General features: G+C 56.6%; 22 protein-coding genes. 5 read left to right on the top strand and 17 right to left on the bottom strand.

Annotated features, from left to right (window positions below; all coding sequences use genetic code 11):
- The first annotated feature begins 19 nt into the window (after positions 1–19).
- A complete protein-coding gene (locus KQP88_RS05955) occupies positions 20–802 on the top strand; it encodes a class I SAM-dependent methyltransferase (RefSeq protein WP_216705092.1) in 783 nt (260 codons plus the stop codon).
- Here the strand turns inward: KQP88_RS05955 and KQP88_RS05960 are convergent.
- Positions 799–1,431 (bottom strand): TetR/AcrR family transcriptional regulator, encoded by a 633-nt coding sequence (locus KQP88_RS05960; protein WP_216705093.1) that lies wholly within the window; start codon positions 1,429–1,431, stop codon positions 799–801. The genes KQP88_RS05955 and KQP88_RS05960 overlap by 4 nt on opposite strands.
- 91 nt (positions 1,432–1,522) lie before the next feature.
- Between KQP88_RS05960 and KQP88_RS05965 the strand changes: the two genes are divergently transcribed.
- Both KQP88_RS05965 and KQP88_RS05970 read left to right on the top strand, forming a co-directional pair.
- On the top strand, positions 1,523–2,623 hold the full coding sequence (locus tag KQP88_RS05965) for an efflux RND transporter periplasmic adaptor subunit (protein WP_200993456.1): 1,101 nt from the start codon (positions 1,523–1,525) through the stop codon (positions 2,621–2,623).
- A 6-nt stretch (positions 2,624–2,629) separates the two neighbouring features.
- Positions 2,630–5,704: an efflux RND transporter permease subunit gene (locus KQP88_RS05970; protein ID WP_216705094.1), complete on the top strand. Its 3,075-nt coding sequence runs from the start codon at positions 2,630–2,632 to the stop codon at positions 5,702–5,704.
- A gap of 164 nt (positions 5,705–5,868) precedes the next feature.
- On the opposite strand, the gene KQP88_RS05975 is transcribed toward KQP88_RS05970, so the two are convergent.
- From KQP88_RS05975 to KQP88_RS06000, 6 genes are all read right to left on the bottom strand, one after another.
- Positions 5,869–6,558 (bottom strand): DUF4197 domain-containing protein, encoded by a 690-nt coding sequence (locus tag KQP88_RS05975; protein ID WP_117164743.1) that lies wholly within the window; start codon positions 6,556–6,558, stop codon positions 5,869–5,871.
- 97 nt (positions 6,559–6,655) lie between these two features.
- A complete protein-coding gene (gene plsB, locus KQP88_RS05980; RefSeq protein WP_216705095.1) occupies positions 6,656–9,142 on the bottom strand; it encodes a glycerol-3-phosphate 1-O-acyltransferase PlsB in 2,487 nt (828 codons plus the stop codon).
- 125 nt (positions 9,143–9,267) lie between these two features.
- On the bottom strand, positions 9,268–9,645 hold the full coding sequence (locus KQP88_RS05985; protein ID WP_025258931.1) for a hypothetical protein: 378 nt from the start codon (positions 9,643–9,645) through the stop codon (positions 9,268–9,270).
- Positions 9,646–9,663: 18 nt separating this feature from the next.
- Positions 9,664–10,473: a putative RNA methyltransferase gene (locus KQP88_RS05990; RefSeq protein ID WP_216705096.1), complete on the bottom strand. Its 810-nt coding sequence runs from the start codon at positions 10,471–10,473 to the stop codon at positions 9,664–9,666.
- Positions 10,473–11,624: a succinyl-diaminopimelate desuccinylase gene (gene dapE / locus KQP88_RS05995; protein ID WP_216705097.1), complete on the bottom strand. Its 1,152-nt coding sequence runs from the start codon at positions 11,622–11,624 to the stop codon at positions 10,473–10,475. Before dapE ends, KQP88_RS05990 begins: the two co-directional genes overlap by 1 nt.
- A 114-nt stretch (positions 11,625–11,738) precedes the next feature.
- A complete protein-coding gene (locus tag KQP88_RS06000; RefSeq protein WP_253950554.1) occupies positions 11,739–13,202 on the bottom strand; it encodes a DHA2 family efflux MFS transporter permease subunit in 1,464 nt (487 codons plus the stop codon).
- Positions 13,203–13,464: 262 nt separating this feature from the next.
- Between KQP88_RS06000 and tcdA the strand changes: the two genes are divergently transcribed.
- Complete coding sequence (gene tcdA, locus KQP88_RS06005; protein WP_216705098.1) at positions 13,465–14,295, top strand: tRNA cyclic N6-threonylcarbamoyladenosine(37) synthase TcdA; 831 nt, start codon at positions 13,465–13,467, stop codon at positions 14,293–14,295.
- On the opposite strand, the gene KQP88_RS06010 is transcribed toward tcdA, so the two are convergent.
- From KQP88_RS06010 to KQP88_RS06045, 8 genes are all read right to left on the bottom strand, one after another.
- Positions 14,286–14,693, bottom strand: coding sequence for a SufE family protein (locus tag KQP88_RS06010; protein WP_216705099.1), 408 nt, complete (start codon positions 14,691–14,693; stop codon positions 14,286–14,288). The two genes, tcdA and KQP88_RS06010, sit on opposite strands and share 10 nt — an antisense overlap.
- Positions 14,690–15,895 carry an aminotransferase class V-fold PLP-dependent enzyme gene (locus KQP88_RS06015; RefSeq protein ID WP_216705100.1) on the bottom strand — a complete coding sequence of 402 codons (1,206 nt, stop codon included), beginning with the start codon at positions 15,893–15,895 and terminating at the stop codon, positions 14,690–14,692. Before KQP88_RS06015 ends, KQP88_RS06010 begins: the two co-directional genes overlap by 4 nt.
- A gap of 59 nt (positions 15,896–15,954) precedes the next feature.
- Positions 15,955–16,989, bottom strand: a complete 1,035-nt coding sequence (gene dapD / locus KQP88_RS06020) for a 2,3,4,5-tetrahydropyridine-2,6-dicarboxylate N-succinyltransferase (RefSeq protein ID WP_216705101.1) — start codon at positions 16,987–16,989, stop codon at positions 15,955–15,957.
- 35 nt (positions 16,990–17,024) lie between these two features.
- Positions 17,025–17,372 (bottom strand): ArsC family reductase, encoded by a 348-nt coding sequence (locus KQP88_RS06025; protein ID WP_216705102.1) that lies wholly within the window; start codon positions 17,370–17,372, stop codon positions 17,025–17,027.
- Positions 17,369–17,692: a hypothetical protein gene (locus KQP88_RS25230; RefSeq protein ID WP_253950555.1), complete on the bottom strand. Its 324-nt coding sequence runs from the start codon at positions 17,690–17,692 to the stop codon at positions 17,369–17,371. The genes KQP88_RS06025 and KQP88_RS25230 overlap by 4 nt, the downstream gene beginning before the upstream one ends.
- Before the next feature lie 472 nt (positions 17,693–18,164).
- Positions 18,165–20,696, bottom strand: coding sequence for a DEAD/DEAH box helicase (locus KQP88_RS06035; RefSeq protein ID WP_216705103.1), 2,532 nt, complete (start codon positions 20,694–20,696; stop codon positions 18,165–18,167).
- A gap of 1 nt (position 20,697) precedes the next feature.
- Positions 20,698–21,588: a HamA C-terminal domain-containing protein gene (locus KQP88_RS06040; RefSeq protein WP_216705104.1), complete on the bottom strand. Its 891-nt coding sequence runs from the start codon at positions 21,586–21,588 to the stop codon at positions 20,698–20,700.
- A gap of 615 nt (positions 21,589–22,203) precedes the next feature.
- Positions 22,204–22,575: a histone-like nucleoid-structuring protein, MvaT/MvaU family gene (locus tag KQP88_RS06045; RefSeq protein WP_216705105.1), complete on the bottom strand. Its 372-nt coding sequence runs from the start codon at positions 22,573–22,575 to the stop codon at positions 22,204–22,206.
- Positions 22,576–23,321: 746 nt separating this feature from the next.
- On the opposite strand from KQP88_RS06045, the gene KQP88_RS06050 reads away from it, so the two are divergent.
- Positions 23,322–23,594, top strand: coding sequence for a hypothetical protein (locus KQP88_RS06050; protein WP_216705106.1), 273 nt, complete (start codon positions 23,322–23,324; stop codon positions 23,592–23,594).
- A gap of 467 nt (positions 23,595–24,061) precedes the next feature.
- On the opposite strand, the gene KQP88_RS06055 is transcribed toward KQP88_RS06050, so the two are convergent.
- On the bottom strand, positions 24,062–24,931 hold the full coding sequence (locus tag KQP88_RS06055; protein WP_216705107.1) for a hypothetical protein: 870 nt from the start codon (positions 24,929–24,931) through the stop codon (positions 24,062–24,064).
- A gap of 110 nt (positions 24,932–25,041) precedes the next feature.
- Positions 25,042–26,235, bottom strand: coding sequence for a succinyldiaminopimelate transaminase (gene dapC / locus KQP88_RS06060; protein WP_025258941.1), 1,194 nt, complete (start codon positions 26,233–26,235; stop codon positions 25,042–25,044).
- Positions 26,236–26,250: the final 15 nt, after the last annotated feature.

A 26,250-nucleotide genomic window follows, 5' to 3' on the forward strand; every position in this document is an offset into this window, starting at 1 on the left:
TTTTGAGTGTGTGCAGCGAATGAGTGAGCAGCAAGCGGGCAGTCGTATACGGGTCGAAGCCCTGACGGTGAGCGGACAGGATCAGGCATCGCAATGGGCTCAGCGTCTGGGTCTGCCTTTACAGGACGAACAGGCCGATTTTGCCCTGCAAGTGACCGACGATGGCCTGCAATTGCAGCAACTGGGCGATGATGTTCCAGGCCCTGTGCGCGTGGACTTTGTCGAGGGCGCTGTGGCCCATCGTCGTCTGTTCGGCGGTGGCAGCGGGCAGATGATCGCCAAGGCCGTCGGTATTCAGCCGGGCGTGCGGCCAAGGGTGCTGGATGCCACGGCAGGCCTGGGCAAGGATGCGTTCGTGCTGGCCAGCCTGGGCTGTGAAATGAGCCTGATCGAGCGTCAGCCGATCATTGCCGCCTTGCTGGAAGATGGTTTGCTGCGCGGGCGTCATGATGCCGATGTGGGGGGCATCATTGCGCAGATGCGTCTGCTGACCGGCAACTCCATCGAGCTGATCCGCGCCTGGGAAGGCGAGCCGCCGCAGGTGATCTACCTCGACCCCATGTTTCCCCATCGCGAAAAGACCGCGCTGGTGAAAAAGGAAATGCGCCTGTTCCGTCCCCTGGTGGGCGATGACATGGACGCACCGGCCCTGCTGGAAGCCGCCCTGGCTCTGGCGACCCACCGCGTAGTAGTCAAGCGCCCGCGCAAGGCACCTTGCATCGCAGGCCCGAAACCGGGGTATGCGCTGGATGGCAAATCCAGCCGTTATGACATCTACCCGAAGAAGGCGCTCAAGAGTTAAACCCTGTAAGCCCGCATGAACAGCCTCACCACTTCCTGGACATGCTGCTCGGCCTCTTCTGTGTCGGGCATCTCTCCACAGCCCACCAGAAGACGGAAGTGGAAGAGTCCTTTGACCATGGTCAGGAAGTGCTCGGCGGCGGTTTTCGGGGATTCGATACGCAACTCACCTGCCTTGTCGATCTGGATCAGCAGACGTTCCATCTCGTTGAGAATGCGTTGCGGGCCCGCCTCGAAAAAGATCATCGACAGTTTCGGGTCCTGGGTGCCCAGGTTGACCATCAGTCGATTCAGCTCCAGGGATTCGGGGCTGTTGATCAGCGTGTGGAAGGCGCGAGCGACATTCAACAGCACGGTTTCCACCGGCAAATCACTGCTCAGGTGCACGAACAGGGCAGGCATCTGCTCTTCGCAACGGGCGACTACCGCGGCAGAGAACAGCGTCTCCTTGTCGGTGAAATGGCTGTAGACCGTGAGTTTGGAGACGCCTGCTTCGGCGGCGATGCTGTCCATGCTGGTATTGCCATAGCCGTGACGCACGAAAAGGTCTTTCGCGGCTTCGAGAATGGCTTTGCGCTTTTCCGGATCCTTTGGGCGGCCCGGACCGGAGGTCAACGAAGTGTTTGGCATATGTTGAAATAATGAACTGGAGAGTTTGAAAAATTTTAATATACTCGCCAGTACAATTATTCCAAGCCCTATTCGTGCAAAGGTCCACATCATGTTCCGCGATGCTTTGTCTCTCGTCGTGCCGGTTTGTCTGCTGTCATTGCTCACAGCCTGCAGTCAGGAAGTGGCTGCGCCTGTCGTGGTGCGTCCGGCCATGGTGGTCCAGCCACTGCTTTCCGCTCAGTCAGTGGACAGTTATCCCGGCGAAGTGCGGGCTCGTTTCGAGCCTGAGCTGGCGTTCCGCATCGGTGGCAAGGTCAGCAAGCGTCTGGTGGAAGTCGGGCAACGGGTGAAGGCCGATCAGCCGCTGGCTGAACTGGATGCCGAGGACGTGCGCCTGCAACTGGAAGCGACGCGCGCCCAGGTCGCGGCCGCAGAAGCCAACCTGAACCTGGTGCGTTCCGAGCGTGATCGCTACAAGACCCTGCTGGATCGCCAGATGGTCAGCCGCTCGCAATATGACAACGCGGAAAACCTCTATCGCTCCGGCGAAGCCCGGCTCAAGCAGATCAAGGCCGAGTTGACCGTCGCCGACAACCAGACGCGCTACACCGTTTTGCGCGCCTCCCAGGATGGCGTCATCGCCGGGCGTTCGGTGGAAGTCGGGCAAGTGGTTGCGGCCGGCCAGACGGTTTTTACCCTGGCGGCAGATGGCGAGCGTGAAGTGTTGATCAGCCTGCCGGAGCAGAACTTTGCCCGCTTCAAGGTGGGCCAGCCGGTGTCCGTCGAACTGTGGACCGTGCGCGATCAGCGTTTTGCCGGTCGTATCCGTGAGCTGTCACCGGCTGCCGACCCGCGTTCTCGTACCTTCGCTGCGCGCATTGCCTTTGCCACCGGGCAGGTTCCGGTCGAACTGGGGCAGAGCGCCCGGGTGTTTATCGCGGCAGAGCATGCGGTTCCGCTGTCCGTGCCACTCTCGGCGGTCAGCTCGGAAAATGGCGCCAGCTACGTCTGGCGGGTCAGCCCTGACGGCATTCTCAAGCGTGCTCCCGTGCAGCTTGGGGCATACGGGCAGGAATCGGTGCCGGTACTCGAAGGCCTGAAAGAAACCGACTGGATCGTCGCCGCTGGCGTGCATGTATTGCGCGAAGGCGAACGGATCCGCCCCGTGGACCGCAGCAATCGTGCGGTAAAAATGGCGGCCGGGGAGTAGACGCAGATGCATTTCAATCTTTCCGAATGGGCGCTGCGTCATCGCCAGGTCGTCCTGTACCTGATGATTGTGCTGGCGGTTGTGGGCGCGCTTTCCTACACCAAGCTTGGGCAAAGCGAAGATCCTCCTTTCACTTTCAAGGCCATGGTCATTCGTACCCTGTGGCCGGGCGCCAGTGCCGAGGAAGTGGCGCGGCAGGTGACCGACAAGATCGAAAAGAAACTGATGGAGACCGGCGAGTACGAGCGGATTTCCTCGTTCTCGCGTCCCGGTGAATCGACCGTGACGTTCATTGCCCGCGACTCGATCTTTTCGGCGGCGGTGCCCGAGCTCTGGTATCAGTTGCGCAAGAAGATCGGCGATATCCGCCAGACCTTGCCACAAGGCGTGCAGGGTCCGTTTTTCAACGATGAGTTCGGCACCACGTTCGGCAATATCTATGCACTGAGCGGCGAAGGGTTCGACTATGCCGTGCTCAAGGACTATGCCGAGCGCATCCAGATACGTTTGCAGCGGGTCAAGGACGTCGGCAAGGTCGAACTGATCGGCCTGCAGGACGAGAAGATCTGGATCGAACTGTCGAACGTCAAGCTGGCCACCCTCGGCCTGCCCATGGAGGCCGTGCAGCAGGCCCTTGAGGCGCAGAACGCGGTGTCGTCTGCCAGTTTCTTTGAAACCCCGGCCGAGCGTATCCAGTTGCGGGTCAGCGGGCGCTTTCAATCGGTGGACGAGATTCGCAACTTCCCGATCCGGGTCGGTGATCGCACATTGCGCATCAGCGATCTGGCCGAAGTGCATCGCGGCTTCAACGATCCACCGGCACCGCGCATGCGCTTCATGGATGAGGATGCCATCGGTCTGGCGGTGGCCATGAAGGACGGTGGCGACATTCTGGTGCTGGGCCGTGCTCTTGAGGGCGAGTTTGCCCGCCTGCAGAACAACCTGCCGGCCGGCATGCAATTGCGCAAGGTTTCCGATCAGCCAGCGGCGGTGAAAACCGGTGTGGGCGAGTTCGTTCAGGTACTGGCCGAGGCGCTGATCATCGTCTTGCTGGTGAGTTTCTTCTCGTTGGGCGTGCGCACCGGGATGGTGGTTGCCCTGGCGATTCCCCTGGTGTTGGCCATGACCTTCGCCACCATGTATTACCTGGGGATCGGCCTGCACAAGATTTCCCTCGGCGCGTTGGTGCTGGCGTTGGGCTTGCTGGTGGATGACGCGATCATTGCCGTGGAAATGATGGCCATCAAGATGGAGCAGGGCTACGACCGGCTCAAGGCGGCCAGCTTCGCCTGGACCAGCACGGCCTTCCCGATGCTGACCGGTACCTTGATTACCGCAGCCGGGTTCCTGCCGATTGCCACTGCGCTGTCGAGTACCGGCGAATACACCCGCTCGATCTTTCAGGTCGTGACCATTGCCCTGATCGCTTCCTGGATTGTGGCGGTGATGTTTGTGCCTTATCTGGGCGACCGCCTGTTGCCGGATCTGGCGAAGATTCATGCGGCCAAACATGGCTCTGACGCTCCCGATCCTTACGCGACCCCCATGTACAAGCGTGTGCGTGCGCTGGTGGGCTGGTGCGTGGAGCGGCGCAAGACCGTGATTGTCGCCACCGTCGCGCTTTTTGTGTTGTCGGTGGTGATGTTCCGTTTTGTTCCGCAGCAGTTCTTCCCGGCATCGGGGCGACTGGAGCTGATGGTCGATCTGAAACTGGCAGAAGGCGCGTCCCTGCAAAACACTACCGAGCAGGTCACCCGGCTTGAGCAGATGCTCAAGGATCATCCGGGGATCGATAACTACGTGGCTTATGTGGGCACCGGTTCGCCGCGTTTCTATCTGCCGCTGGATCAGCAACTGCCCGCACCAAGCTTTGCCCAGATCGTGGTGCTGACCAAGACCATCGAAGACCGCGAAGCCCTGCGCAGTTGGCTGATCACCAGCCTCAACGAGCAATTTCCTACCTTGCGCTCACGGGTGACACGCCTGGAAAACGGCCCGCCCGTGGGGTATCCGGTGCAATTCCGGGTGACGGGTGAGCATATTGAAGTGGTTCGGGATCTGGCCCGTCAGGTCCGGGAGAAGGTGAGGGAAAACCCGCACGTCTCCAATGTCCATCTGGACTGGGAAGAGCCCAGCAAGGTCGTGCATTTGAATATCGATCAGGACCGGGCGAGGGCGCTGGGCGTCACCACGGCGGATCTTTCGGCCTTCCTGCGAAATTCCCTTACCGGTTCCAGCGTCAGCCAGTTCCGTGAGGACGATGAACTGATCGAAATCCTGCTGCGCGGTACCCGCAACGAGCGCGAGCAACTGGGTTCCCTGTCGAGTCTGGCGGTGCCCACGCAAAGCGGCGCCAGCGTTGCACTGTCGCAGGTTGCGACCCTGGAGTATGGTTTTGAAGAGGGTGTCATCTGGCATCGCAATCGCCTGCCCAGCGTGACGGTGCGTGCCGATATCTATGGCAAGGAGCAACCTGCGACCCTGGTCCGGCAGATCCTGCCGACACTCGACCCGATCCGTGCCGAACTGCCTGACGGCTATCTGCTGGAAGTGGGCGGTACGGTGGAGGATTCGGCTCGCGGGCAGAACTCGGTGAACGCCGGTGTGCCGCTGTTCATCCTGGTCGTGCTGACCTTGCTGATGATCCAGCTGCGCAGTTTTTCACGCATGTTCATGGTGTTCGTGACGGCGCCTCTGGGGCTGATCGGTGTGACGCTGTTCCTGCTGATCTTCAACCAGCCGTTCGGCTTCGTCGCCATGCTGGGGACCATCGCCCTGTCCGGGATGATCATGCGCAATTCGGTGATTCTGGTGGACCAGATCGAGCAGGACATCGCCAGCGGGCAGGATCAGTGGCATGCCATCATCGAAGCCACGGTGCGCCGTTTCCGTCCGATCGTGCTGACGGCACTGGCCGCTGTCCTGGCCATGATCCCGCTGTCGCGCAGCCTGTTCTTCGGCCCGATGGCAGTGGCGATCATGGGCGGACTGATTGTCGCCACGGCGCTGACCTTGCTGTTCCTGCCAGCGCTTTATGCGGCGTGGTTCAGAGTGAAGCGGGCCGATCAGTTAAGGTCATAAATCACTTTGTGGGAGGCAGCTTGCTGGCGACTTCAACAGACGCAGAATATCTGTCGGTTTCAAGGCCTTTTCGCCAGCAAGCTGCCTCCCACAAGTTTTGTTTGTACCTTACCTGATCGACACAGCAAATCGGGCGGCGCTCCGCTTATTCGCGAAAGGTAGTCTTACAAAGCCCCGAACACCTTCTTCGCCAATCCGGTCGCTGCGGCAGCCGGGTTGGCGCGGATGCTTTCTTCCTGTTTGGCAATCATTTCGAACAGGCCATTGAGCGCCTGCTCGGTGACATAGCCTTCGATATTGGCGCTTTTCGTGTCCAGAACGCCCAGGGTGGCGGCTTGCCCGGCAAAGGCGTTGTATTTCTGGGCCAGGCCTACCTTGTCGGTGGCCTGCTTGACGATGGGCAGGAATTTGGCGCGAATCTGCTCACGGCTGCTGCTGTTCAGGTATTGGGTGGCGGAGTCCTTGCCGCCGCTGAGGATCGACTTGGCATCGGCCACGCTCATTTTCTTGACCGCATCCACCAGCAAGGCCTGAGCCTGGGGCACGGCAGCCTCGGCGGCCTGGTTCATGCTGGCTTCCAGTTGATCGACCTGGGCGCCCATGCCGAACTGCTTCATTTTTTTCGCGACCTTGCCCAGATTCCCCGGCAATTCGATACGCACTTCCTGGTTGTTGCTGAAACCGCCGGGCACGCCCAGTTGCTTGACCGCGACTTGAGCGCCCTGGGTCAGTGCATCCTTGAGCCCGCCAGTAGCGTCCGATTGCGACAGGTCACCCAGAGACAGGGCAAATACGTTGGCCGACAACAGCAGGCCTGCGCACAGGCCGGCAAAGGTAAACGATGGGCGAAGCATGGCAGCATCCTTATTGTGTGGAGTCTTGAAAGTCGCGCTGACATGAGCGTCAGCGCGACCCTGCATTGAGGTTATCAGGGAACCTGAAAAGCGTGGCTCAATCTGCGGCAGGCGTTTCTTCGATCTCGTTATGCAGCGTTACCTGCCGGATCGAAAGGCGGATATCGCCCGGCAGTACACGCTTGGCCGCGCCTTCCGCCAGTTCCCCGAGCAACGGGTGATGGCTCAGCTTGCCAGCGCCGTCCTTGCGCAGCACACCGAGGTCTAGCAAGGTCTGGATGAAATGCCGGAACAGGCTCTTGTCGAAGAACTCCGGAGCATTGAGGCCATGCAGGATCGACAGCCGCTGGGCCATGACCGTACACAGGTCTTCCAGCTCCTCTGCGCTCAGGGTGTTCTGGCCACTGTTGAGCAGCAACGAGATGGCCATGTAGAAACGCTGCAAGGTCTGGGCGATGGCCTTGGACAGCAGCGTCAGTTGCACATACTCCCTGGAGCTTGGTTCCGGGCGGACGTAGGCATCGTTCTTGAAGCGCAGCAGGCCTTGCTCGACAAGCGCGGCCAGCCATTGGTCGACGACTTCGTCCAGCTCTTCCAGAGGCCAGCGAATGAACAGCTCCGATTGCAGGTACGGATACAGCGCACGGGTGTAGCGCAGGATCTGCTCGCGGTTCATGCGAGACGAACTCTGGAAGAAGCTTGCCAGCAGCGAAGGCAGGGCGAAGATATGCAGCACGTTGTTGCGGTAGTAGGTCATCAGGACTGCATTCTGCTCGTTCAGATACAGAATTCTGCCCAATGCATCCTTTTGCTCGGCCAGAAGATCCATGCCTTTGACATGCTCGATCAGTGCCCGGCCATCGCCTTCGGGCAGTGTCGTGTGGGGTGAGTACGGCACTTTGCGCAGCAGCGCCAGATAGAGGTCCAGCACCCGCTCCATGGCCTGATCGTCCAGCGCCAGCCGTGGTGTGGAGAGCAGCGCGATGGCAACCAGATTCATCGGGTTGACGGCTGCGGCTTCGTTCAGATGCCGGGCTACACGTTCGCCCAGGCGGTTGGTGGTCTCATTGAGCCACGTCGGACGGAATTGCGGCCCCAGTTCCTGTTCGCGCCAGTCTGGCTGCTCGTTATCAAGGAACTGCGCCAGCTTGATCGGCTCGCCAAAGTTCACCGACACCTGGCCGAAGCGCTGCTTGAGGGCACCGATGACCTTGAAGATGTCGAAGATCGATTCTTTCTTCTTGCTGGCCCCGCGCAGTTCGCCCAGGTAAGTACGGCCTTCGAGTACCCGCTCATAGCCGATATACACCGGCACGAACACGATGGGCATGCGCGAGTTACGCAGGAAGCTGCGCAGGGTAATGGCGAGCATGCCGGTCTTGGGTTGCAGCATGCGCCCGGTACGCGAGCGGCCACCTTCGACGAAGTATTCGACCGGAAAGCCCTTGGTGAACAGGGTGTGCAGGTATTCGTTGAACACGGCGGTGTACAGCGGATTGCCCTTGAAGGTCCGGCGCATGAAAAACGCGCCGCCCCGACGCAACAGGCCACCGATCACCGGCATGTTCAGGTTGATGCCCGCTGCAATGTGCGGTGGCGTCAGGCCGTTGCGGAACAGCAGATAGGACAGCAGCAGGTAATCGATATGGCTGCGGTGGCAGGGCACATAAATCACTTCATGGCCCGGCGCGACATCCTGCACGCCTTCGATATGGTTGACCTTGATCCCGTCGTAGATCTTGTTCCAGAACCAGCTCAGCACCACTTCCAGAAAGCGGATGGCCGAATAGGTGTAGTCCGACGCGATCTCGTTACCGTAACGCAGGGCCTGTTCACGAGCCTTCTCGTGAGTGATTTTCTCGCGCTCGGCTTCTTCGACAATCGCTTGCTGGACCATGGGTTCGTCCAGCAGGCCTTTGACCAGATTGCGGCGGTGGGAAACGTCGGGGCCGATGACGGCTGTTTTCAGGTTGCGAAAGCGCACCCGCAACAGGCGCTGGCTCATGCGCAGTGTCAGTTCCGGGCTTTTGTTCTCGTTGACCAGATCGCGCAGATGGATGGGGTTGGAGAACTGCACGCGGGTCTTGCGGCCCAGAATCAGAATGGTGACAAGGCGGCGCAGGCGCCCGGTTACCGCCCAACTGTCGGCGAACAGCAGTTTCCAGGCGCTGGATTCGCGGTCCGGCGATTGTCCCCAGAACACGCTGACCGGAATGACCTGCGCATCTTCAGTCGGGTTCTGGCTGACCGTCTCAAGCAGCCGCTCAAGCGTCGGTGGCGCACCGCGCTTGTCATGACGGCCCAGCCAGTCAGGCTCGGGAGTCAGGTAAAAGAACGCGGCAGGCTCCATCAGGCTACCTACCGACACCGGCAGGATCGGGCGCGGCAGGCCGGCCTTGCGGCACTCGGCATCAATGACCGCCAGATCGCTCAGGGAAGGCGACTGCAGCACATAGAACACCGGACGACTGCGATCCAGATTGAGCGTGAAAGACGACTGGTTGATGGTTTCCGAGCGAACCCAGAGATACAGCAACCGGCGCAGAGTGCCGAATACAAGACGACGGAACGGGGAACGGGTCATACGGCTTCTGCTGAGTGGGATGTAGGGGCGAGCGCCCGATGTGCATCAGTGTGCCGTATCTGTCCAGGATGGGCAAAGTGGCCGATCCGCTCCCACGCAGGAGCGAACGCAGGCGCGAAAAAGGCTTACGAGGTCCGCCAGGTAATCTCTTCTTCGCCATCGGCGCTGATGCGAATCCAGCGATCGGCAGCATCATCGCTTTCTTCTTCCACCCAGGTCCCCGGCGCGCAGCGCACTTCGACATCAAGGGCGGCGAAAGCGGCGCGGGCGCAGGCGATGTCGTCTTCCCATGGTGTCTTGTCGCTTTCCAGATACAGGCTGTTCCATTTGCCCACGGCCTTTGGCAGCCAGGTCACGGGAACATTGCCGGCCTTGCACTTCCAGGTCTGGCCTTTCTGGGTCCAGTCGCTGCAAGGGCCGAGCGCGGTGCCGAGCCATTGGGCAATGGCCTTGTGATCGACGTCTTCGTCTTTGAGGTAAATCTCGATATCGGGTTGGCGCATGGGGGCCTCACTTGAATGCTACAGCAGCACGAAATAATCGTAGCGCATGGAAACGGTGACCTTGAACGGTCCGGGATGCTCGATGACAGCCTTGCGGCGCTCGGCGCTGGCACGCCATCCATGGGGCGTCATGGCCAGCAGGTCGGCGCGGGACTGCCCGTCGATCAGCTTCAGGGTGTAGCGCAGGGTTTCGCTGTGTTGTAACTGCATGCCTTCCGGCACAAGAGCCAGGTGCTTGTCGTCGGCATAATCGCGAACTTCATCGTAGAGCCGCTGGCGCAGTTCCATCAGGTGGTCGTTGGTGGGGCCGACGCGCATCAGTCCGCCGCCTGGAGTCAGCAAACGCTTGGCTTCTTTCCAGTCCAGAGGGCTGAAAACGCTGGCCAGGAATTGGCAACTGGCGTCCGGCAGTGGCACGCGGGCCATGCTGGCGACCATCCAGGTCAGCTTCGGGTTACGGCGGCAGGCGCGCTTGACCGCTTCGCGGGAAATATCCAGCGCATAACCATCGGCATCAGGCAGGGCTTCGGCGATCTGCGCCGTGTAGTAACCCTCGCCACAGCCGATATCCAGCCAGCGAGCCGGGGCACGTTCGGCAGCCAGTTCCGCCAGACGCTGAGCCACCGGCGCGTAATGCCCGGCATTCAGGAAGTCGCGTCGGGCCTCGACCATGGCCTGATTGTCGCCAGGGTCACGGCTGTTCTTGTGCTGCACCGGCAACAGGTTCAGATAGCCCTGACGTGCACGGTCGAAGCGGTGATTGGCTGGGCAGACCACGCCATTGTCGGCGGCGCCCAGAGGCGCCGAACAGATTGGGCAGGTCAGCATCAGGCGAGCAACTTGACCATGGTCTGGTAGTAGATCTCGGTCAGGACATCGAGATCGCTGGCCAGGATGCGCTCGTTGACCTGGTGGATGGTCGCGTTGACCGGCCCCAGTTCAACCACTTGAGTGCCCAGGGTTGCAATGAAACGGCCATCCGACGTGCCGCCACTGGTGGACGCCTTGGTTTCACGGCCGGTGACTTTCCTGATGCTGTCTGAAACCGCATCCAGCAGGGCGCCGGGTTCGGTCAGGAACGGCAGGCCCGATAGCGCCCAGTCCACGTGCCAGTCCAGATCGTGCTTGTCGAGGATCGCGGCGACACGCTGTTGCAGGCCTTCGACGGTGGATTCGGTCGAGAAGCGGAAGTTGAACACCGCCACCAGATCACCGGGGATCACGTTGGTCGCGCCAGTGCCCGAATTGAGGTTGGATATCTGGAAGCTGGTCGGCGGGAAAAAGGCATTGCCATCGTCCCAGTGCTCGGCGGCCAGTTCGGCCAGCGCCGGAGCAGCCAGATGAATCGGGTTCTTCGCCAGATGCGGATAGGCCACATGGCCCTGAATGCCACGCACGGTGAGTTTGGCGCCCAGGGAGCCGCGACGTCCGTTTTTCACCACATCGCCTACCAGTGTGGTGCTCGACGGTTCGCCGACGATGCACCAGTCCAGACGCTCCTTGCGCGCCGCCAGACGTTCAACCACGGCCTTGGTGCCATGGTGTGCCGGACCTTCTTCGTCGCTGGTGATCAGGAAAGCCACCGAACCCTTGTGGTCAGGGTAATCGCTGACGAAACGCTCGCACGCCACCACCATCGCCGCCAGACTGCCTTTCATGTCCGCTGCGCCACGACCGCAGAGCATGCCGTGCTCATCGATCAGGGCATCGAACGGGTCGGTCTGCCAGGCCTTGACCGGGCCGGTCGGCACCACATCGGTGTGACCGGCGAAGCACAGTACCGGACCTTCGCTGCTGCCGTGGGTTGCCCAGAAGTTGTCGACATCTTCGATGCGCATTGGCTCCAGTTTGAAACCGGCATCGCCCAGGCGCTGCATCATCACGGTCTGGCAATCGGCATCGACCGGCGTGACCGAAGGACGGCGAATCAGGTCGCAGGCAAGTTGAAGCGTGGGCGAAAGGTCGGCTGGGGCTGTCATGAACAGAACTCCGGGAACAAGGCTGTGGGCGCGAAAAGGCGCATATCTTAAAGCAAAACGAAGTTAAACGCCGTTCATGACCGCTGTTCGATACCCGGACTTTCAATCACGCTGTCATTTGCGCAGGAATATTGCCCCGCTCAGTGATGCCACAAGCGCCAGCAGGCCGCCGAGCAGGAACGCCGCGCCATAACCGCCGCTCAAGGCTTCAAGTGCGGTGTGGCCTGCTTCTGTGAGTCGTTCGCTGTAATGCGAAGCCATGCTGCTGATAATCGCCAGACCCAGCGCGCCTCCCATCATGAACGAGGTATTGACGATGCCCGAAGCGATACCTTCTTCGCCGGTTTTTGCATCGCTCATGGCGGCCACCAGTATCGGGTTGAAGCCCATGCCGGCACCCACGCCGATCAGCAGCATCCCAGGCAGGATATCCAGCAGGAAATTGCCATCGACGGGTGCCCTGGCCAGCAGGAAAAGACCTGCGGCGGCGAGCCCCAGCCCAAGAACCAGCGGCAGTCTGACGCCGTAGCGAATGATGAGCCTCGAAGACAGGAGCAATGAACACAGGGCCATCACCAGATTGGCCGGAAGAAACGCCAGGCCGACTTCAAGTGGTGAGTAGCCCAGTACTTGTTGAAGATAAAGGGCACAAAGAAAAAACCAGGCGAACATTGAAGTTGCCCAAAGCATTCCGATGAAGTTTGCCGTTGTCAGATTTCTTGAGCGGAAAAGGCGTACAGGGATCAAAGGAACTTTCGTACGAAGTTCTATCCCGATAAATGCAATGAGCAATAGAGTTGCCAAGGCCAGTTGGCTTACTGTTGTTATAGAGGTCCAGCCGATATGATTGCCATTCATGATTGCATAAACAGCCAGTATCAACGCTGCAATGATCGTAATGGCACCTGCTATGTCCAGAGCGCCTTTTTCTGTTATTCCGGCAGGTGGCAGCAAGCGCCGACTCAGCGCGAGAACAAGAACGCCTATCGGCAGATTGATCAGGAAAATCGCATACCACTCATAGAGGTCGGTCAGGATGCCACCGAGCAGTACACCGATGCTGCCACCACCCGTGCACACGAAGCTGTAGGCCCCAATGGCTTTTGCACGCTCTGTCGGGGCCGTGAACAGGCGAATGATGAGCGACAGCGCCGTCGAGGTCAGCAGTGCACCGCCAAAGCCTTGAAGTGCGCGGGCTGCGATAAGCGTCTCTTGAGTCGTTGCGATACCGCAAGCCAGTGATGCAAGGGTAAACAGGCTCGCGCCCCAGACGAAAATCACCCGCTGCCCGTACAGGTCTCCAAGGCGTCCGCCCAGCAGCAGGAACCCGCCAAAGGTCAGCAGATACACATTGATAACCCAGGCCAGCGAGACGTCATCAAAGCCCAGATCAAGCTTGATAGAGGGAAGTGCAACATTCACGATCGTTGTATCCAGCACGATCATCAGGGTTGCCAGACAGATAACGGCTAACGCTTGCCAGCGCTTTTCCTGAAAGGCAACTTGCTCCAAGGGAGGTGGGTTGAGGCGGGTAGAACTCATGAACATACATCCGTTTTGTAGTTTTTCTGATTGCACATGTCTGAAACTTTCTGGAGGGGGCAGGATATAGAACTCATGTTGTCAGGGTGTCGCGGTAGTGATCCTGATTTATAAACAAAATAATTCAGTGAGAAGGTTTTCTATATAGGGCCGAGGTAAGTTGTTCATGCCTGTAAAGGGAGTCTATGCATATTTGGCCGTTACTCTGCTGGCGCTGATTGCAAGCCGGGCGATGATAAGGGTGCCGCGCCTCTGACAAACCTCTTATAATGCGCGCCGGTTTTTCGGGGTAATTGACATGAGCACAGAAGATCCACGGTTCGCAGGCATCGCCCGTTTGTACGGCATCGAGGGGCTGGAGCGCTTGCGTGCAGCTCATGTGGCCGTGGTCGGTATCGGCGGCGTGGGTTCGTGGGCGGCCGAGGCCATGGCGCGCTGCGGTGTGGGCGAGATTTCCCTGTTCGATATGGATGACGTCTGCGTCAGCAACAGCAATCGCCAGTTGCATGCGCTGGACAGCACGGTAGGGCGGCCCAAGGTCGAGGTCATGGCCGAGCGCATAAAGGCCATCAACCCGGCGTGTACGGTGCATCCGGTCAGCGACTTCGTGACCCGCGACACCATGGCGGATTACATCACCCCGGACCTGGACTTCGTGATCGACTGCATCGACAGCGTCAATGCCAAGGCAGCGCTGATTTCATGGTGCAAGCGACGCAAGATCCAGATCGTGACCACCGGCGGCGCGGGTGGTCAGATCGATCCGACCCAGATTCAGATCGGCGACCTCAACCGCACCTTCAACGATCCTTTGGCTTCCAAAGTGCGTTCGACCCTGCGCCGCGAATACGGTTTTTCCCGTACGCCCAACCGTCATTACAGCGTGCCCTGTGTGTTTTCCAGCGAGCAGTTGCGCTATCCCAAGCCCGATGGCGGCATTTGTCTGCAGAAGCGTTTCGTGGGTGATGGCGTCAAGCTCGACTGCGCTGGCGGTTTCGGTGCGGTGATGATGGTGACGGCAACGTTCGGCATGGTCGCGGCCACCCGGGCCATCGACAAGCTGGTGGCGGGTACACGACGCCCGTCAGAACGAGCCAGACCGGTCGAGGCCCCGTCGACTCAGGCGTGAGCCAATTGACGCATCCTTTGCAGCACGGCATTGAGTCCGTTGCTGCGTGACGGTGACAGTTGGCGACTCAGGCCCAGTTGGTTGAACCAGTCGGGCAGGTCCACCTCCAGCAACTCCTGCTCCGACAGGCCATTGACCCGCTCCAGCAGCAGCGCCACCAGACCGCGAATCAGGCGGGCATCGCTGGCAGCACGAAACTGCCAGCGTCCATCCTTCACTGTGCCCAGTAGCCAGACCTTGCTTTCACAGCCGTGCACACGATGCTCTTCGGATTTTTCGTCGTCGCTCAGTGCCGGTAGCCGGTCGCCCCATTGCATCAGCAGGCGAGCGCGTTGCTCCCAGCCCTTAAGCTGGATGAAGGTGTCCAGTGCGGTTTGTGCGTCAGTGGTCAGCGTCATCGCAACAACTCCAGAGCCTGATCCAGAGCGCTGAAAAAGCGCAGCAAGTCATCCGAATCGTTATACAGGCCAAGTGATACCCGGATTGCTCCTTGCAGCCCCAGACTCTTGAGCAGCGGCATCGCGCAATGATGGCCGGCACGTACGGCAATCCCCTGTTCGGTCAGCAGATGAGCCAGGTCGGCGTTATGCACGCCATCGACCACGAAACTGACCAGCGCCAGCTCGGGCGAGCCCAGCACGCGAATGCCTTCACGTTGTTGCAGACCCTCCAGCAGACGCTGGTGCAGCCGGGCTTCGTGCTCGGCCACGGCCTGCTGATCCAGGCTGTCGAGATAATCCAGGGTCGCGCCCAGGCCGATCACGCTGGCAATCGGCGGCGTACCGGCCTCGAAGCCCAGGGGCGCGGGGCGGAAACTGGCCTGCTGATAATCAGCGTCGAGCACCATTTCGCCGCCGTATTGCCAGTGCTTCAGGCGCGGCAGGGCGGTGTTGCTGGCATACAGCACGCCGAGCCCGTCCGGGCCGTAGAGCTTATGGCTGGAAAACACATAGAAATCACAGCCCAGTGCCTGCACGCCATGTCGGCCATGGACCACGCCCTGGGCGCCATCCACCACTGTCAGTGCGCCTTGCGCCCTGGCCAGTTCGAACAGGCGAGGCAAGGGCTGCCAGGTGCCGAGTACGTTGGAAAGCTGACTGACTGCCAGCAGGCGAGTGCGCGGACCGATCAGTGCAGTGGCTGCATTCAGATCGATCAGGCCATGGCTGTCGAGAGGCAGGACCACCAGTTTCAGGTCGCGACGCTGGGCCAGTTGTTGCCAGGGCAACAGGTTCGCGTGGTGCTCAAGCGCGCTGATGACGATCTCGTCGCCGGGAGCGAATTCCTGCTCCAGACCATAGGCCAGCAGATTGAGTGCCGAGGTCGCGCCGTGGGTAAAAATGATCTGGCCGGATTCATGGGCATTCAGCCAGTGAGCGACCTTGTTGCGGCTGTCCTCGAATGCCTGGGTGGCATGGGCGCCGGGTAAATGCTGCGCACGATGCACATTGGCGGCACCGTTTGCGTAGTAATGGGTCAGGGCATCGATCAATGCCTGAGGTTTTTGCGTGGTTGCGGCGCTGTCCAGATAGGTCTGGCCTTGGCGCTGAAGGGCGTCGATGGCAGGAAAGTCAGCGCGCCATGGAGAAGTGAGGGGCATTGTTCATCCTGCTCGATGGAGCGTGGCCGGGGTATGAAACCCCGGCCCCGGACACGGCATCAGTTATGAGCGTGCAGTGCTTCGTTCAGCTCAATGGCCGACTTGTGGGTCTTGCATTCCACGGCGCCGGTCTGCGAGTTGCGACGGAACAGCAGGTCGGTCTGGCCTGCCAGATCGCGAGCCTTGACGACTTTGACCAGCTCGTTGTTTTCATCGAGCAGGGCGACTTTAGTGCCAGCAGTGATGTACAGGCCTGCTTCGACGGTGTTGCGGTCGCCCAACGGAATGCCGATACCGGCGTTGGCGCCGATCAGGCAGCCTTCGCCGACCTTGATGACGATGTTGCCGCCACCGGACAGGGTGCCCATGGTCGAGCAGCCGCCGCCCAGGTCCGAGCCCTTGCCGACGAAAACGCCAGCCGAGACACGGCCTTCGATCATGCCCGGGCCTTCGGTGCCGCCGTTGAAGTTGACGAAACCTTCGTGCATGACGGTAGTGCCTTCGCCAATGTAGGCACCCAGGCGAACACGGGCACTGTCAGCGATACGCACGCCGCTCGGCACCACGTAGTCGGTCATTTTCGGGAACTTGTCTACCGAGAAGACTTCCAGCAGCTCGCCCTTGAGGCGCGCTTCGAGTTGACGCTCGGCCAGTTCGGCCAGATCCACGGCACCCTGGCTGGTCCACGCCACGTTTGGCAGCAGAGGGAAGATGCCGCCCAGGTTCAGGCCGTGCGGCTTGGCCAGACGATGTGACAGCAGATGCAGCTTGAGGTAGGCCTCTGGTGTAGAAGTCAGGGGCGCGTCTTCTGCCAGCAGGGTGGCGACCAGCGGCTTGTGGCTCTCTGCCAGACGGGTCAGCAGGGCAGCCTGAGTGGCATCGACGTTTTTGACCGCATCGGCCAGTTTCGAGGCCTGGTCGGTGTTGAACGTAATGGCCTGGTTGCCAGCGGTGTAGCCCAGAATCGGAGCCACAGCGGCAATCAGTTCGGCAGACGGGTTGATCAGCGGCTGTGCGTAAAAGACTTCCAGCCAGGCGCCTTGACGGTTTTGAGTGCCGACACCGAAGGCCAGGCTGAACAGGGTAGTAGACATGCAAATTCCTCTTGCCAATTAAAGGGCCATCTCAATCAGGCGATGGCCGTTGCATACAGGTCGGGTTTGAAACCAATCAGGGTTTTATCGCCAAGATCCAGCACCGGGCGCTTGATCATCGACGGCTGCGCGAGCATCAGTTCGATTGCCTTGGCCTGATCGAGATCGGCCTTCTGTCCGTCATCGAGCTTGCGAAAGGTCGTCCCCGCGCGGTTCAGCACCACTTGCCAGCCATGTTCATCGCACCACTGCGTCAGGTGCTCACGGTCAATGCCAAGTGCCTTGTAATCATGAAACTCGTAGCTCACAGCATGTTCATCGAGCCAGGTACGAGCTTTTTTCATCGTGTCGCAGGCTTTGATGCCGTATAGAGTGTAAGTCATTGTTTTACCTCAGGGTCGCCGGGTTTCCCCAAATGGCCCACTATCTGCGCGCAATTCAGCCCGCGATTATGCCACGTCGGTCCGCTCAGTGCTTCGGCTGTCGCGTACATATCCGTCATCTTGGCAGAGCGCTGGCACAGCAGCATTTGTGGATATCTGCCTTCGGCTGCATGCAGCCTGGCAACAAGCGAACGCATTTCATGGAACTGCGACTTTGATGTCCAGCTCGACCAGCGCAGCCGGGCCATCAATGGATTTTCGGAAGTCGACGGGTTGGGGGAAAGGTAGACTTTTTCGACTTTGGCATCGGGTCGCATCATGAGGTGCTGGCTCCGGAAAGGATCGGGGAGAACAGCATCGGTCTTCAATGGGCGGCTTTGAATGTGGAGGTTATGGAGCGGTTACCACCGGGCGGGTGGTGTGCTCTGGCGGCTTAGAAAGCTAAGCACTGGAAGACTGCGAGAAACAGTTTTCTCATGCCCCTACGTGCGAAGCTAGTGTGCAGTCTCAAAATAAACGTATCTTATAACCTGTCGTATCCTTTTGATTTTCATGAAAAAATCACAAATCTAAACGAGATTTTGTTCTGAGACTGCACACTAGCCATTACGGGTTCAGGCATCCGTGAATTGTATTGCACGACATCTTTGACGAGGTACAGTGTTGCCACTTAAGACGTGGGTGCGTTTGAGCGAGCCATAACGAGGCTCACTCTTGAAACCCTCGCTTCTGTAAATCCTCACTTGGCAAGCCAGGAGTTCCGGACCATTGATTTTACGCAAAGCAAAAAAATCATCCTAACGCCATAGAGCGAATATCGGTGTAGTAGATGCTTGACCGGGAGATTTTTTCAAGTAGCGCATGAAAATTTACACCGCGTATTTTTCCTCCGGAAACAGACAGGCCAGAACCATAACGCCTTTTTAGAAAAACGGCGGTATGCCTTGCAAGCCCCATGACTTGCATGGCAGCAATGTCTTTGTCATTTGTTCCAAATTCTATGAACTGAGCCCAGTTTGCACCCGCGTCATCCCCGTATATCTCTTGCAAACACTGATAGTAGTGACCGAGATAGTTTTCAAAGACGAACCTGAGATCGTGCTCTATATTAGCTATGAGGTTGTTTACGACAGCGCTGATGTGTTCTGGATTCTTCGTGTCAAGTGAAACTTTCTCTCGCCTATACCAAACTGTCTTTTGGGTGGCAAGAGTGTTAGAAATCAGAGAGCTTAGTGAATCTCCCATTATCCAGCGGTGAATCAGTCGCCTAAAGTACACGATGCTGCCGCGTTTGAGTTTTTTTTCATTCTCTTCGAAATTATATATGTCGAAGATAAAGTGCAGCTTTTGATCTATTTCATCCATTGTCGGCCATTGAGAGAGCTTCAGCGACCCACTGGATGCTTTGAGTATTTTAAAAGCAGAGTTCTGGGTGTCGAGGTCAATATATTGATTGCTTCTCGCAATGCTGATCGGTATTGTTATATTAGCGACAGATTCGGCTGCTAGTTTAGCTGATCGGCCATCGGTTTCATCCTTGTAGATATTATACAAGTAAGAGTCGTAACCTAGGTTGCTTCGAATACTATCGACTCTAAGTATGTCGGAAATCTTGGATGATAAAGAGGGGCTGGGAGCGCTACTGTCAAAAGTAGCAAGAACATTCTCAATTTCTTTTCTGTTTTTTGGCAGTACGGTTGGTGTAAGCGTGATTTCTCTGCTTTTTTCGGTAAGTATGTTTAGATTATTCCATTGGTCATTCTCGTCTTTTATGCAGACGATATTTCCCGAAAACTCCTTAGCCAATCGCCCGGCTCGCCCTGCGAGGTTCCAAAAATCAATAGGTTCCAAATTCGGAGTGCCTTTTTTGCTAGACATAACAAATATTGTTTTAGCAGGTAAGTTTACACCTTCCAGTAATGTCGGTGTGCAAAATAAGTAACGGATCTCTCCATCTCTGAAAAGTGATTCGATAAGGGTTCTGATCGCTTGCGGTAATCCCCCAAAGTGGAACGCAATTCCCATCTCAAGCATACTTGCTAATTCATAATCCGGATGGATGTATTCTCTGACTTGCTGGCTAGCCTCTCTGATTACTTGAGAAACAGGTGTGGCCTTACCTTTAGAAAGGTATTTTTTAAAGGATCTTGCGCGAGTCAGTGTCTTTTCTACGGAACCACCGTAGATGATTTTTGGCGACTGCCCGCCTACTCGGAAAAACAAATCATGAGCAGTTTGGTATTGGTTAAGTAAATGACTAGGAAGAGAAGAACTTACACCTTGGTGGTATTGAAAGATACTTCGATCTAGCAAGTTTACAAAATATAGATGCTGGCTGGTAGCACCTTCTTTTGATTTAAATGTGTTTTTCTTGTTTCGCCCGAATAACTCCAAAAAGCTTTCTGGATTGGATACATTTGGGGATGAGAAGTATATATGTAGTCCTTTGTTTCTTTCAATTGCCTGCTCTATCGCTTGATAAGTAATAATACTTCTATGGTCTTTTTGGGATGAAAGCTTTTGTGCTTCATCAACGAAGAGATATCCGAAAGCATAGGTTTGCGAGCTATTGATCAGACTTAATAGGCGCTCTGGTGTAAGTATAAAAACAAAATTTGAATCGGGATCGCTATTGAGTTCTGATAGTGCATAAGAGCTGGTTGCAACCTGGAAGTCGTTTCTCTCTAGATCCGCGCCAAGTTTTTCCTTTATATCGCTAAAGACCTGAGCGATGAGCGCACGTGTGGGCACTAGAACCACAATGTCTGATTTTGGAGTGTTTGCAATCATTTTTCTTATCATTTCTAGAATGACAAAAGATTTCCCCATTGAAGTTGGGGCTGCAAAGCTGAAGTTTTTACTTTCAGTCAATTTTTTGAACAGTTCAAACTGCTTGTCGGTAAAAAAAGCCTCTGTCCCCGGAACCTTTTGAGCTGATTTTTTTACGTGGGACTCGATCCGTCTATCCAATGGGAGCGCGCTATCAAGTTCTTTTTGCTTTCTTAAAAGACCTAAGCTTGGCCATAATCCAAGCTTGTTGACTATTGCGTTTGCATAGGTCTTGCTGCGAGCGCCCCGAGTATTCACCTCGTGAACGTTGCCAACGATCCTATAGGCTAAATTTCGATCGAACTCACTCTTAGATGATGAGAGTATGTCGGCGAAACGTAGCAAGTGGGTAAGCTCCTTTGCTGTCAGCAGTGTCGCGTCTTGGTCAAAGGTAAATGTGTCTTTCGCGAGCTGAGCTTTGTTAAAAAGCCTCTGGAAATAACTGCTTTCATGCACATCAACCACAAGTCTATCTATTAGAGGTTTTGCTTCCATTCTAGGCCTCGACTATCCGCTTGAGCAGTAGCTTTCTGGTTTCGTCTATTTCAGTGAAGGGCACTATATAAATGTAAAAATTATAGCCGTGCAATTCATGCCGATCGATTGCATTGAGTACATTTTCAAATGCATCTAGAGCTTGCTGTTTTACCCGCTCATACAGCAGGTCCCTGTACTCTCGATTAGGTAGCTTTTTTTCCTCGTTGCTAACAGCCACTTCATACCCAATGAATGCACCAAATGAGTAGTCGGTATTCATGTCATCATTCCCCTCAGTTGGGAGGAGAATCTTTTTGAGAGCTAAATATTCGTCCTGAGTGACGGAGGTCTTGATTAGCTGAGAGTCTATGAGAGTTGTTTCAAAGGCAAGCTTGCCTTCTGCAAATTTTTTGATCGACCGGAACGCGTCGGATATCCCATCGAGAAGTTGCTTGCGCATCTTGGATTCGCCGAAAACGATTTTATGATCGTTGTCGGATAGGCTGAGGAGGTGTACTCCATCGGCACCTTTCACGTAATCGTTAGCTGAGGTTTTGATCTCCAACTTCGACAGGAGTTTTGGTGCCTGTAAATGAGACTCTAGAAAGGAATAAAGTAGAATTTCCCCTAGTTCACCGTCATTTTGTACATAATCACGCAGCTTGCTTCTTGCCTCGACGAACGCTTTGCCACCATAGCTCCCCTCGTATTCGCTAAGTCGTGAGTTTGATAGTGCATAGGTGATAATTATGTCATAGAGTTCGTTCACCAAATTCTCATAGATAAATCTATTGCTTCTGATATCTAAGATGAATACGTCTAGGACACTGATGCCTTGGCTGCATTGTTTTTTTCCCAAATGACTAAACATTTTGAGAAATTTTGGACTCACTTTTACGCCCAAAGTCATGCTAAATCCTTTTTACACCCTGCCGCGATGTGATTGAGGAGGGGAATGACACATCTGCATTCTCAAGGTTTTCTAGCGCGTCCTGGGAGGCAAAACGGGCAGGCGACCAAGGAGCGGCAAGAATTCCTTTTAGACCTCCTAGCCTGTCCGGTGAGGGTACATGAACAGTGTTATTTTGCCACTATTTAACTTAAGGCACCTGTTGTCGGTTCTGACAGACTGCAATGTCTGGAGTTGCTCCGTGATAACAGCCACCATCGAGCAGTCGCTTCCACATCAGTAGCCTCAAAGGCCGCGTTGATTGAGCAAGGTTAGCGTATCGACCCACAGCTCCTGAAGCATGCGTTGGAGTTGTCGGCACGATCTTGGCTCGATCATGCCTGTGTCTTGGAGTGCCTGCACGTAACCGCAACAGAATTGGTGGCGCTCTTTCCCCGCTGTGCTAGAGGGACTATCTTTTACTTCGCGCAAAGCGCTCAGCTAGGTTGCGTAGTATGGAGCCAGCCCAGGGGAAGACCTTGGAAGCCTAGGGCGTCGTCATGGTTTTCAGTGAACGAAATGGTGGTCCCGCAGGTCATTTGGCCGAAGGTGAAGTATGCGATCTTCAGATGAGCCTTAACGGTTTACCCAAGACTCGACTTCATCACTACTGTACTGGCTTTTCCATTCTTTCAGCGTCTTATGATTCCTGCCTTTGGTCTCAACGATTTCGCCGCTGTGTGGATTCTTATAGACCTTCACCGAACGCATCTTGCGAGTGATTTTCGCATCCGCAACCACGGTGGTGCCTTTGCGGCTACTGGCCTGTGGATCAAGGATGCTGATGACGTCCCTTAAGCTGAAGTTGTACTTAGGCAGCAAATCTCGTAGCTTGGTTTCAAATTCGATTTCTTTCTCCAGACCACTATCGTTTTTCAGCGTTTCCAGTTCGGAAAGCTGTACTGCCAGTTGTTGCTCAAGCTTGCGAAACTCTGCGAGACAGGACATGTGAAGCTCCTGATTTTAAATGGCCAACTGATGTTAGTAGATTCCAGATGGTTCATGCAGCAACTCGTTCTATTTCTCGGCTACTCATAAAGCCGACGAAATCCGCTGTCGCGATCTGCTCAATGAGCTGTGCTCTCTGATTCCGGACATTGTCAGACCATTCCGCATAAGCGCAGCTAGCATGCAAAACCCCAATTTGGCCTGTTTCGTCATCACCTCAATTACGAGCGGGAAAGATTCAGGCGTCAGAGCAAACGTTCACCGCTCATCGCGGTTTTTCGCTATCAGCTAGGCACCACCATTTTCCATGTAGAGCCCGCCATCGCGTAGAACCTGCTGGGCGTACTGGACGGCCATGTTTTCATAGTTGCCCTGGGCTGAGTGAAACCAAGTCTTATCAAGCCATTCAAGCACCTGTTCGCTTTCTGGCCCATGGTCTACCTGATAGCCAACTGAGAACAGTCGTCGGTGGCGGAGGTGAGCGCCACGGCATCCAGTGCGATCTGCAGCTTTGTGAAGTACCCGTGGATAGTGGCGCATTAGGTTAATGAGGTCGCATCTTTTGTTTGTCAATTGGATCTTTGGTTAGTAGAACCAAACATCCTTCCTTGGTGATGCTGTGGTGGCATATCAATAGCGAGTGGTTGGTCGTACTGAAGATGGAGGTCTAGCTTTCGTTAAGCTCCAGCTAAAGGATCCAGTTATTGGTAAATTTTCGCAAATATCAATCAAATAAGGAGCTGAAAATGGGAAGACCTTTCAATTTTCCTACCCCGCAGGGTGTAACTATTGGTAATCCGACTATGTTCGTGACTGCCGAATTAGCCGTTAACTTGTACAACCAAGACTCTGATCATCAAGAGGCTAAAAATTTCAGCCAGTCGGTGAAAAGTTGGTTTATCCAAGAAGCCTATGCGGTCGGGTGGAGCAATGCTGCTGTGACAGGTGATAATAGCGGTATTCTGCTCGGAGCAACCGTTCAGATAGTCCCGCATCCAAGCTACCCTCAGTTGACTTAAGGTGAAAAAGAGGGGGATGGTCGTACAAGCATCTTGATACGTACCGACTGTGCCTGCATCGCTTAGGGTGTCGAGATGGTCTGTGCATTCCAGCAGTTTCTACCGCCTTTAGCACGTAGGCGGCTTCAGGTCTGATACTCCTCAAAACCCAACCACAATCCCCTGATTTTGCGGGGTGTCGAACGCACAAAAAAGGCCGCCTGAAAAACGGCCTTTTTGATTTTAAATTAGGTTTTTGTTAAATACTGCCGTGTCGCAGGCTTTGATGCCGTATAGACAAATGCCTTTGCTGCCATCGGCGGAATTTCCCATTGCCCAAATGCCTCATGTATCCCGAAAAAACAGCCAGCGATTATGCCACGCCCAAACGCACTCTGCCCGGGCTGTCGCGATATCTGTCGGACAATCCGGGCGCAATGAGAGCGTAGCGCAGCGTCTATACCTCGGTGATGATGACAAACTGACTGTCAGGAGGTTGTGCCTGATGTCGGTGCCGGGCTCGAAGGGGTGACTGGTGCCTGGGAGCTCGCCGTACTGGCTCCAGGCAGAGGCTTCTCTTCTTCCTCTTCTCTGACTTGTCCTGAATTCATTTCGGCGATCATTTCAAACAGGGTCTGAGGGGGCTTGGTTTTATCTTCTTTCTTGAGGGCGGCGATGCCTTCTTCGAGGTTCATGTGTTGCAGCAGCCACTCGGCCGAGCCTTTTTCTTCCGGGCTGACGTTGTTGAGGAAGGTCAGGCCTGCTTCATAGTGTTTGGCAGGGTTGGCGGTGAAGGCGTTGGCGGCATTGCTGTCGTACAGGCCCATGGCAATGCCTTGCTGGCGACTCATGGCGCTGGTGGCGGCCTGTTGTTCTTCTTTGGTAAAGAGTCCGTCTTTATTGCTGCTGACGGCATAAAGCGAACGCCGGTCGAGGTCGCCCAGCAGGGAGTTGGTGTCGCGCCCTTCATAGCTGTTGCGGTCGTAGGGTGTGCCGCTGGCTTCCATTTGCGCGTATTTGTCATTCATGCGTGCGCGGGCGTCAGTGGCGACCTCGGCAAAGGTCAGGCCTTTGGAGCTGGTGGCCAGCCCCGGATTGGCGGGTGCCATGATCAGGGCAGAGGTGCTCATGCCGGGACGAGCCGGAAACAGTGAGCTGGCAGAAGAGGTCGTCTGGCTGAGTTGCAGGGCAACATTGGAGAAGGTGGCTTGATCCGCCCCCTTAGGCTGCTTGGTTGCTGCTGAGGTTGTTGCGACTGAAGTTGTAAGCGCGGCGGTTTTGCTGGCAGCAGTATTTGCAGTTTCAAGGTTGCTGTAGGTGGAAATGGCCGTGTTCGACAGCGTCGATACGAGGTTCATATGCTCTTCCATGAAGTGAGTATGTGAACTGTATCGTCTTTGTAACCTGTTTCTGTAATGCGGGAACTGGCTTATTCCATGGCACATTGCGTGCCATGGAATCGCAGCACTCAGCGAGTGATAAAGGCGCGAATCCGCTCGGCGGCTTCGATGCATTCGGCCAGCGGTGCAACCAGTGCCAGACGTACGCGGCCTGCGCCAGGGTTGACGCCATTGGCTTCGCGGGACAGGTAGGAGCCCGGCACAACCGTTACATGCTGGTCGGCGAACAGGTCGCGGCAGAATTCGGCGTCGTCCTTGCCCACGTTTGGCCACAGGTAGAAACCACCATCCGGGCGTTGGACATCCAGCACGGGGGCGAGGATTTCCAGGACTGCGTCGAACTTCTCGCGATACAGGTCGCGGTTGGCGCGTACGTGTTCTTCGTCATTCCAGGCTGCGATACTGGCCAGTTGGGTTTGAACCGGCATGGCGCAGCCGTGGTAGGTGCGGTACAGCAGGAAAGCCTTGAGGATGTCGGCGTCGCCGGCCACGAAGCCCGAACGCAGGCCAGGCAGGTTGGAGCGCTTGGACAGGCTGTGGAAGACCACGCAACGCTTGAAGTCCTGGCGGCCCAGTTCGGCGCAGGCGGTGAGCAGGCCGGGCGGAGGAGTCTGCTCGTCGAAGTACAGCTCGCTGTAGCACTCGTCCGCCGCGATCACGAAATCGTATTCGTCGGCCAGGGCAATCAGCTTTTTCAGGGTCGGCAGCGGGATCAGCGCGCCGGTCGGGTTGCCGGGCGAGCACAGGAACAGGATCTGGCAGCGCTTCCAGATATCAGGTGTGACAGCATCGAAGTCGGGATTGAAACCGTTTTCGCTCAGGCAAGGCAGGTAGTGCGGCTGAGCGCCGGCCAGGAATGCCGCGCCTTCGTAGATCTGATAGAACGGGTTGGGGCTGACCACCAGGCCATCGTCGCTGCGGTTGACCACGGTCTGAGTGAAGGCAAACAGCGCTTCGCGGGTGCCGTTGACCGGCAGTACGTTGCGCGCCGGGTCGATCCAGCCTTCTGGCACATTGAAACGACGGTTGCACCAGCCGGCAATGGCTTCGCGCAGTGCCGGGATACCCAGTGTCGTCGGATAGACCGCCATTTGATCGAGGTTGTCGGCCAGGGCCTTGGCGACGAACTCGGGTGAACGATGCTTCGGCTCGCCGATGGACAAGGCCACGGGGCGCTTGTCCGGGTTGGGCGTCACGCTGCCGAGCAGGGCGCGAAGCTTCTCGAACGGGTAAGGCTGAAGCTGTTGCATGGCGTTGTTCATGATGCTGGGTCCTCA

It is taken from the genome of Pseudomonas lijiangensis, from assembly GCF_018968705.1.
Classification (GTDB): domain Bacteria; phylum Pseudomonadota; class Gammaproteobacteria; order Pseudomonadales; family Pseudomonadaceae; genus Aquipseudomonas; species Aquipseudomonas lijiangensis.

Bases quoted from the DNA above. Each gene is read 5' to 3' on its own strand.
- KQP88_RS05955 (WP_216705092.1), top strand. From the start codon at position 20: ATGAGTGAGCAGCAAGCGGGCAGTCGTATACGGGTCGAAGCCCTGACG.
- KQP88_RS05960 (WP_216705093.1), bottom strand. From the start codon at position 1,431: ATGCCAAACACTTCGTTGACCTCCGGTCCGGGCCGCCCAAAGGATCCG.
- KQP88_RS05965 (WP_200993456.1), top strand. From the start codon at position 1,523: ATGTTCCGCGATGCTTTGTCTCTCGTCGTGCCGGTTTGTCTGCTGTCA.
- KQP88_RS05970 (WP_216705094.1), top strand. From the start codon at position 2,630: ATGCATTTCAATCTTTCCGAATGGGCGCTGCGTCATCGCCAGGTCGTC.
- KQP88_RS05975 (WP_117164743.1), bottom strand. From the start codon at position 6,558: ATGCTTCGCCCATCGTTTACCTTTGCCGGCCTGTGCGCAGGCCTGCTG.
- plsB (WP_216705095.1), bottom strand. From the start codon at position 9,142: ATGACCCGTTCCCCGTTCCGTCGTCTTGTATTCGGCACTCTGCGCCGG.
- KQP88_RS05985 (WP_025258931.1), bottom strand. From the start codon at position 9,645: ATGCGCCAACCCGATATCGAGATTTACCTCAAAGACGAAGACGTCGAT.
- KQP88_RS05990 (WP_216705096.1), bottom strand. From the start codon at position 10,473: ATGCTGACCTGCCCAATCTGTTCGGCGCCTCTGGGCGCCGCCGACAAT.
- dapE (WP_216705097.1), bottom strand. From the start codon at position 11,624: ATGACAGCCCCAGCCGACCTTTCGCCCACGCTTCAACTTGCCTGCGAC.
- tcdA (WP_216705098.1), top strand. From the start codon at position 13,465: ATGAGCACAGAAGATCCACGGTTCGCAGGCATCGCCCGTTTGTACGGC.
- KQP88_RS06010 (WP_216705099.1), bottom strand. From the start codon at position 14,693: ATGACGCTGACCACTGACGCACAAACCGCACTGGACACCTTCATCCAG.
- KQP88_RS06015 (WP_216705100.1), bottom strand. From the start codon at position 15,895: ATGCCCCTCACTTCTCCATGGCGCGCTGACTTTCCTGCCATCGACGCC.
- dapD (WP_216705101.1), bottom strand. From the start codon at position 16,989: ATGTCTACTACCCTGTTCAGCCTGGCCTTCGGTGTCGGCACTCAAAAC.
- KQP88_RS06025 (WP_216705102.1), bottom strand. From the start codon at position 17,372: ATGACTTACACTCTATACGGCATCAAAGCCTGCGACACGATGAAAAAA.
- KQP88_RS25230 (WP_253950555.1), bottom strand. From the start codon at position 17,692: ATGATGCGACCCGATGCCAAAGTCGAAAAAGTCTACCTTTCCCCCAAC.
- KQP88_RS06035 (WP_216705103.1), bottom strand. From the start codon at position 20,696: ATGGAAGCAAAACCTCTAATAGATAGACTTGTGGTTGATGTGCATGAA.
- KQP88_RS06040 (WP_216705104.1), bottom strand. From the start codon at position 21,588: ATGACTTTGGGCGTAAAAGTGAGTCCAAAATTTCTCAAAATGTTTAGT.
- KQP88_RS06045 (WP_216705105.1), bottom strand. From the start codon at position 22,575: ATGTCCTGTCTCGCAGAGTTTCGCAAGCTTGAGCAACAACTGGCAGTA.
- KQP88_RS06050 (WP_216705106.1), top strand. From the start codon at position 23,322: ATGGGAAGACCTTTCAATTTTCCTACCCCGCAGGGTGTAACTATTGGT.
- KQP88_RS06055 (WP_216705107.1), bottom strand. From the start codon at position 24,931: ATGAACCTCGTATCGACGCTGTCGAACACGGCCATTTCCACCTACAGC.
- dapC (WP_025258941.1), bottom strand. From the start codon at position 26,235: ATGAACAACGCCATGCAACAGCTTCAGCCTTACCCGTTCGAGAAGCTT.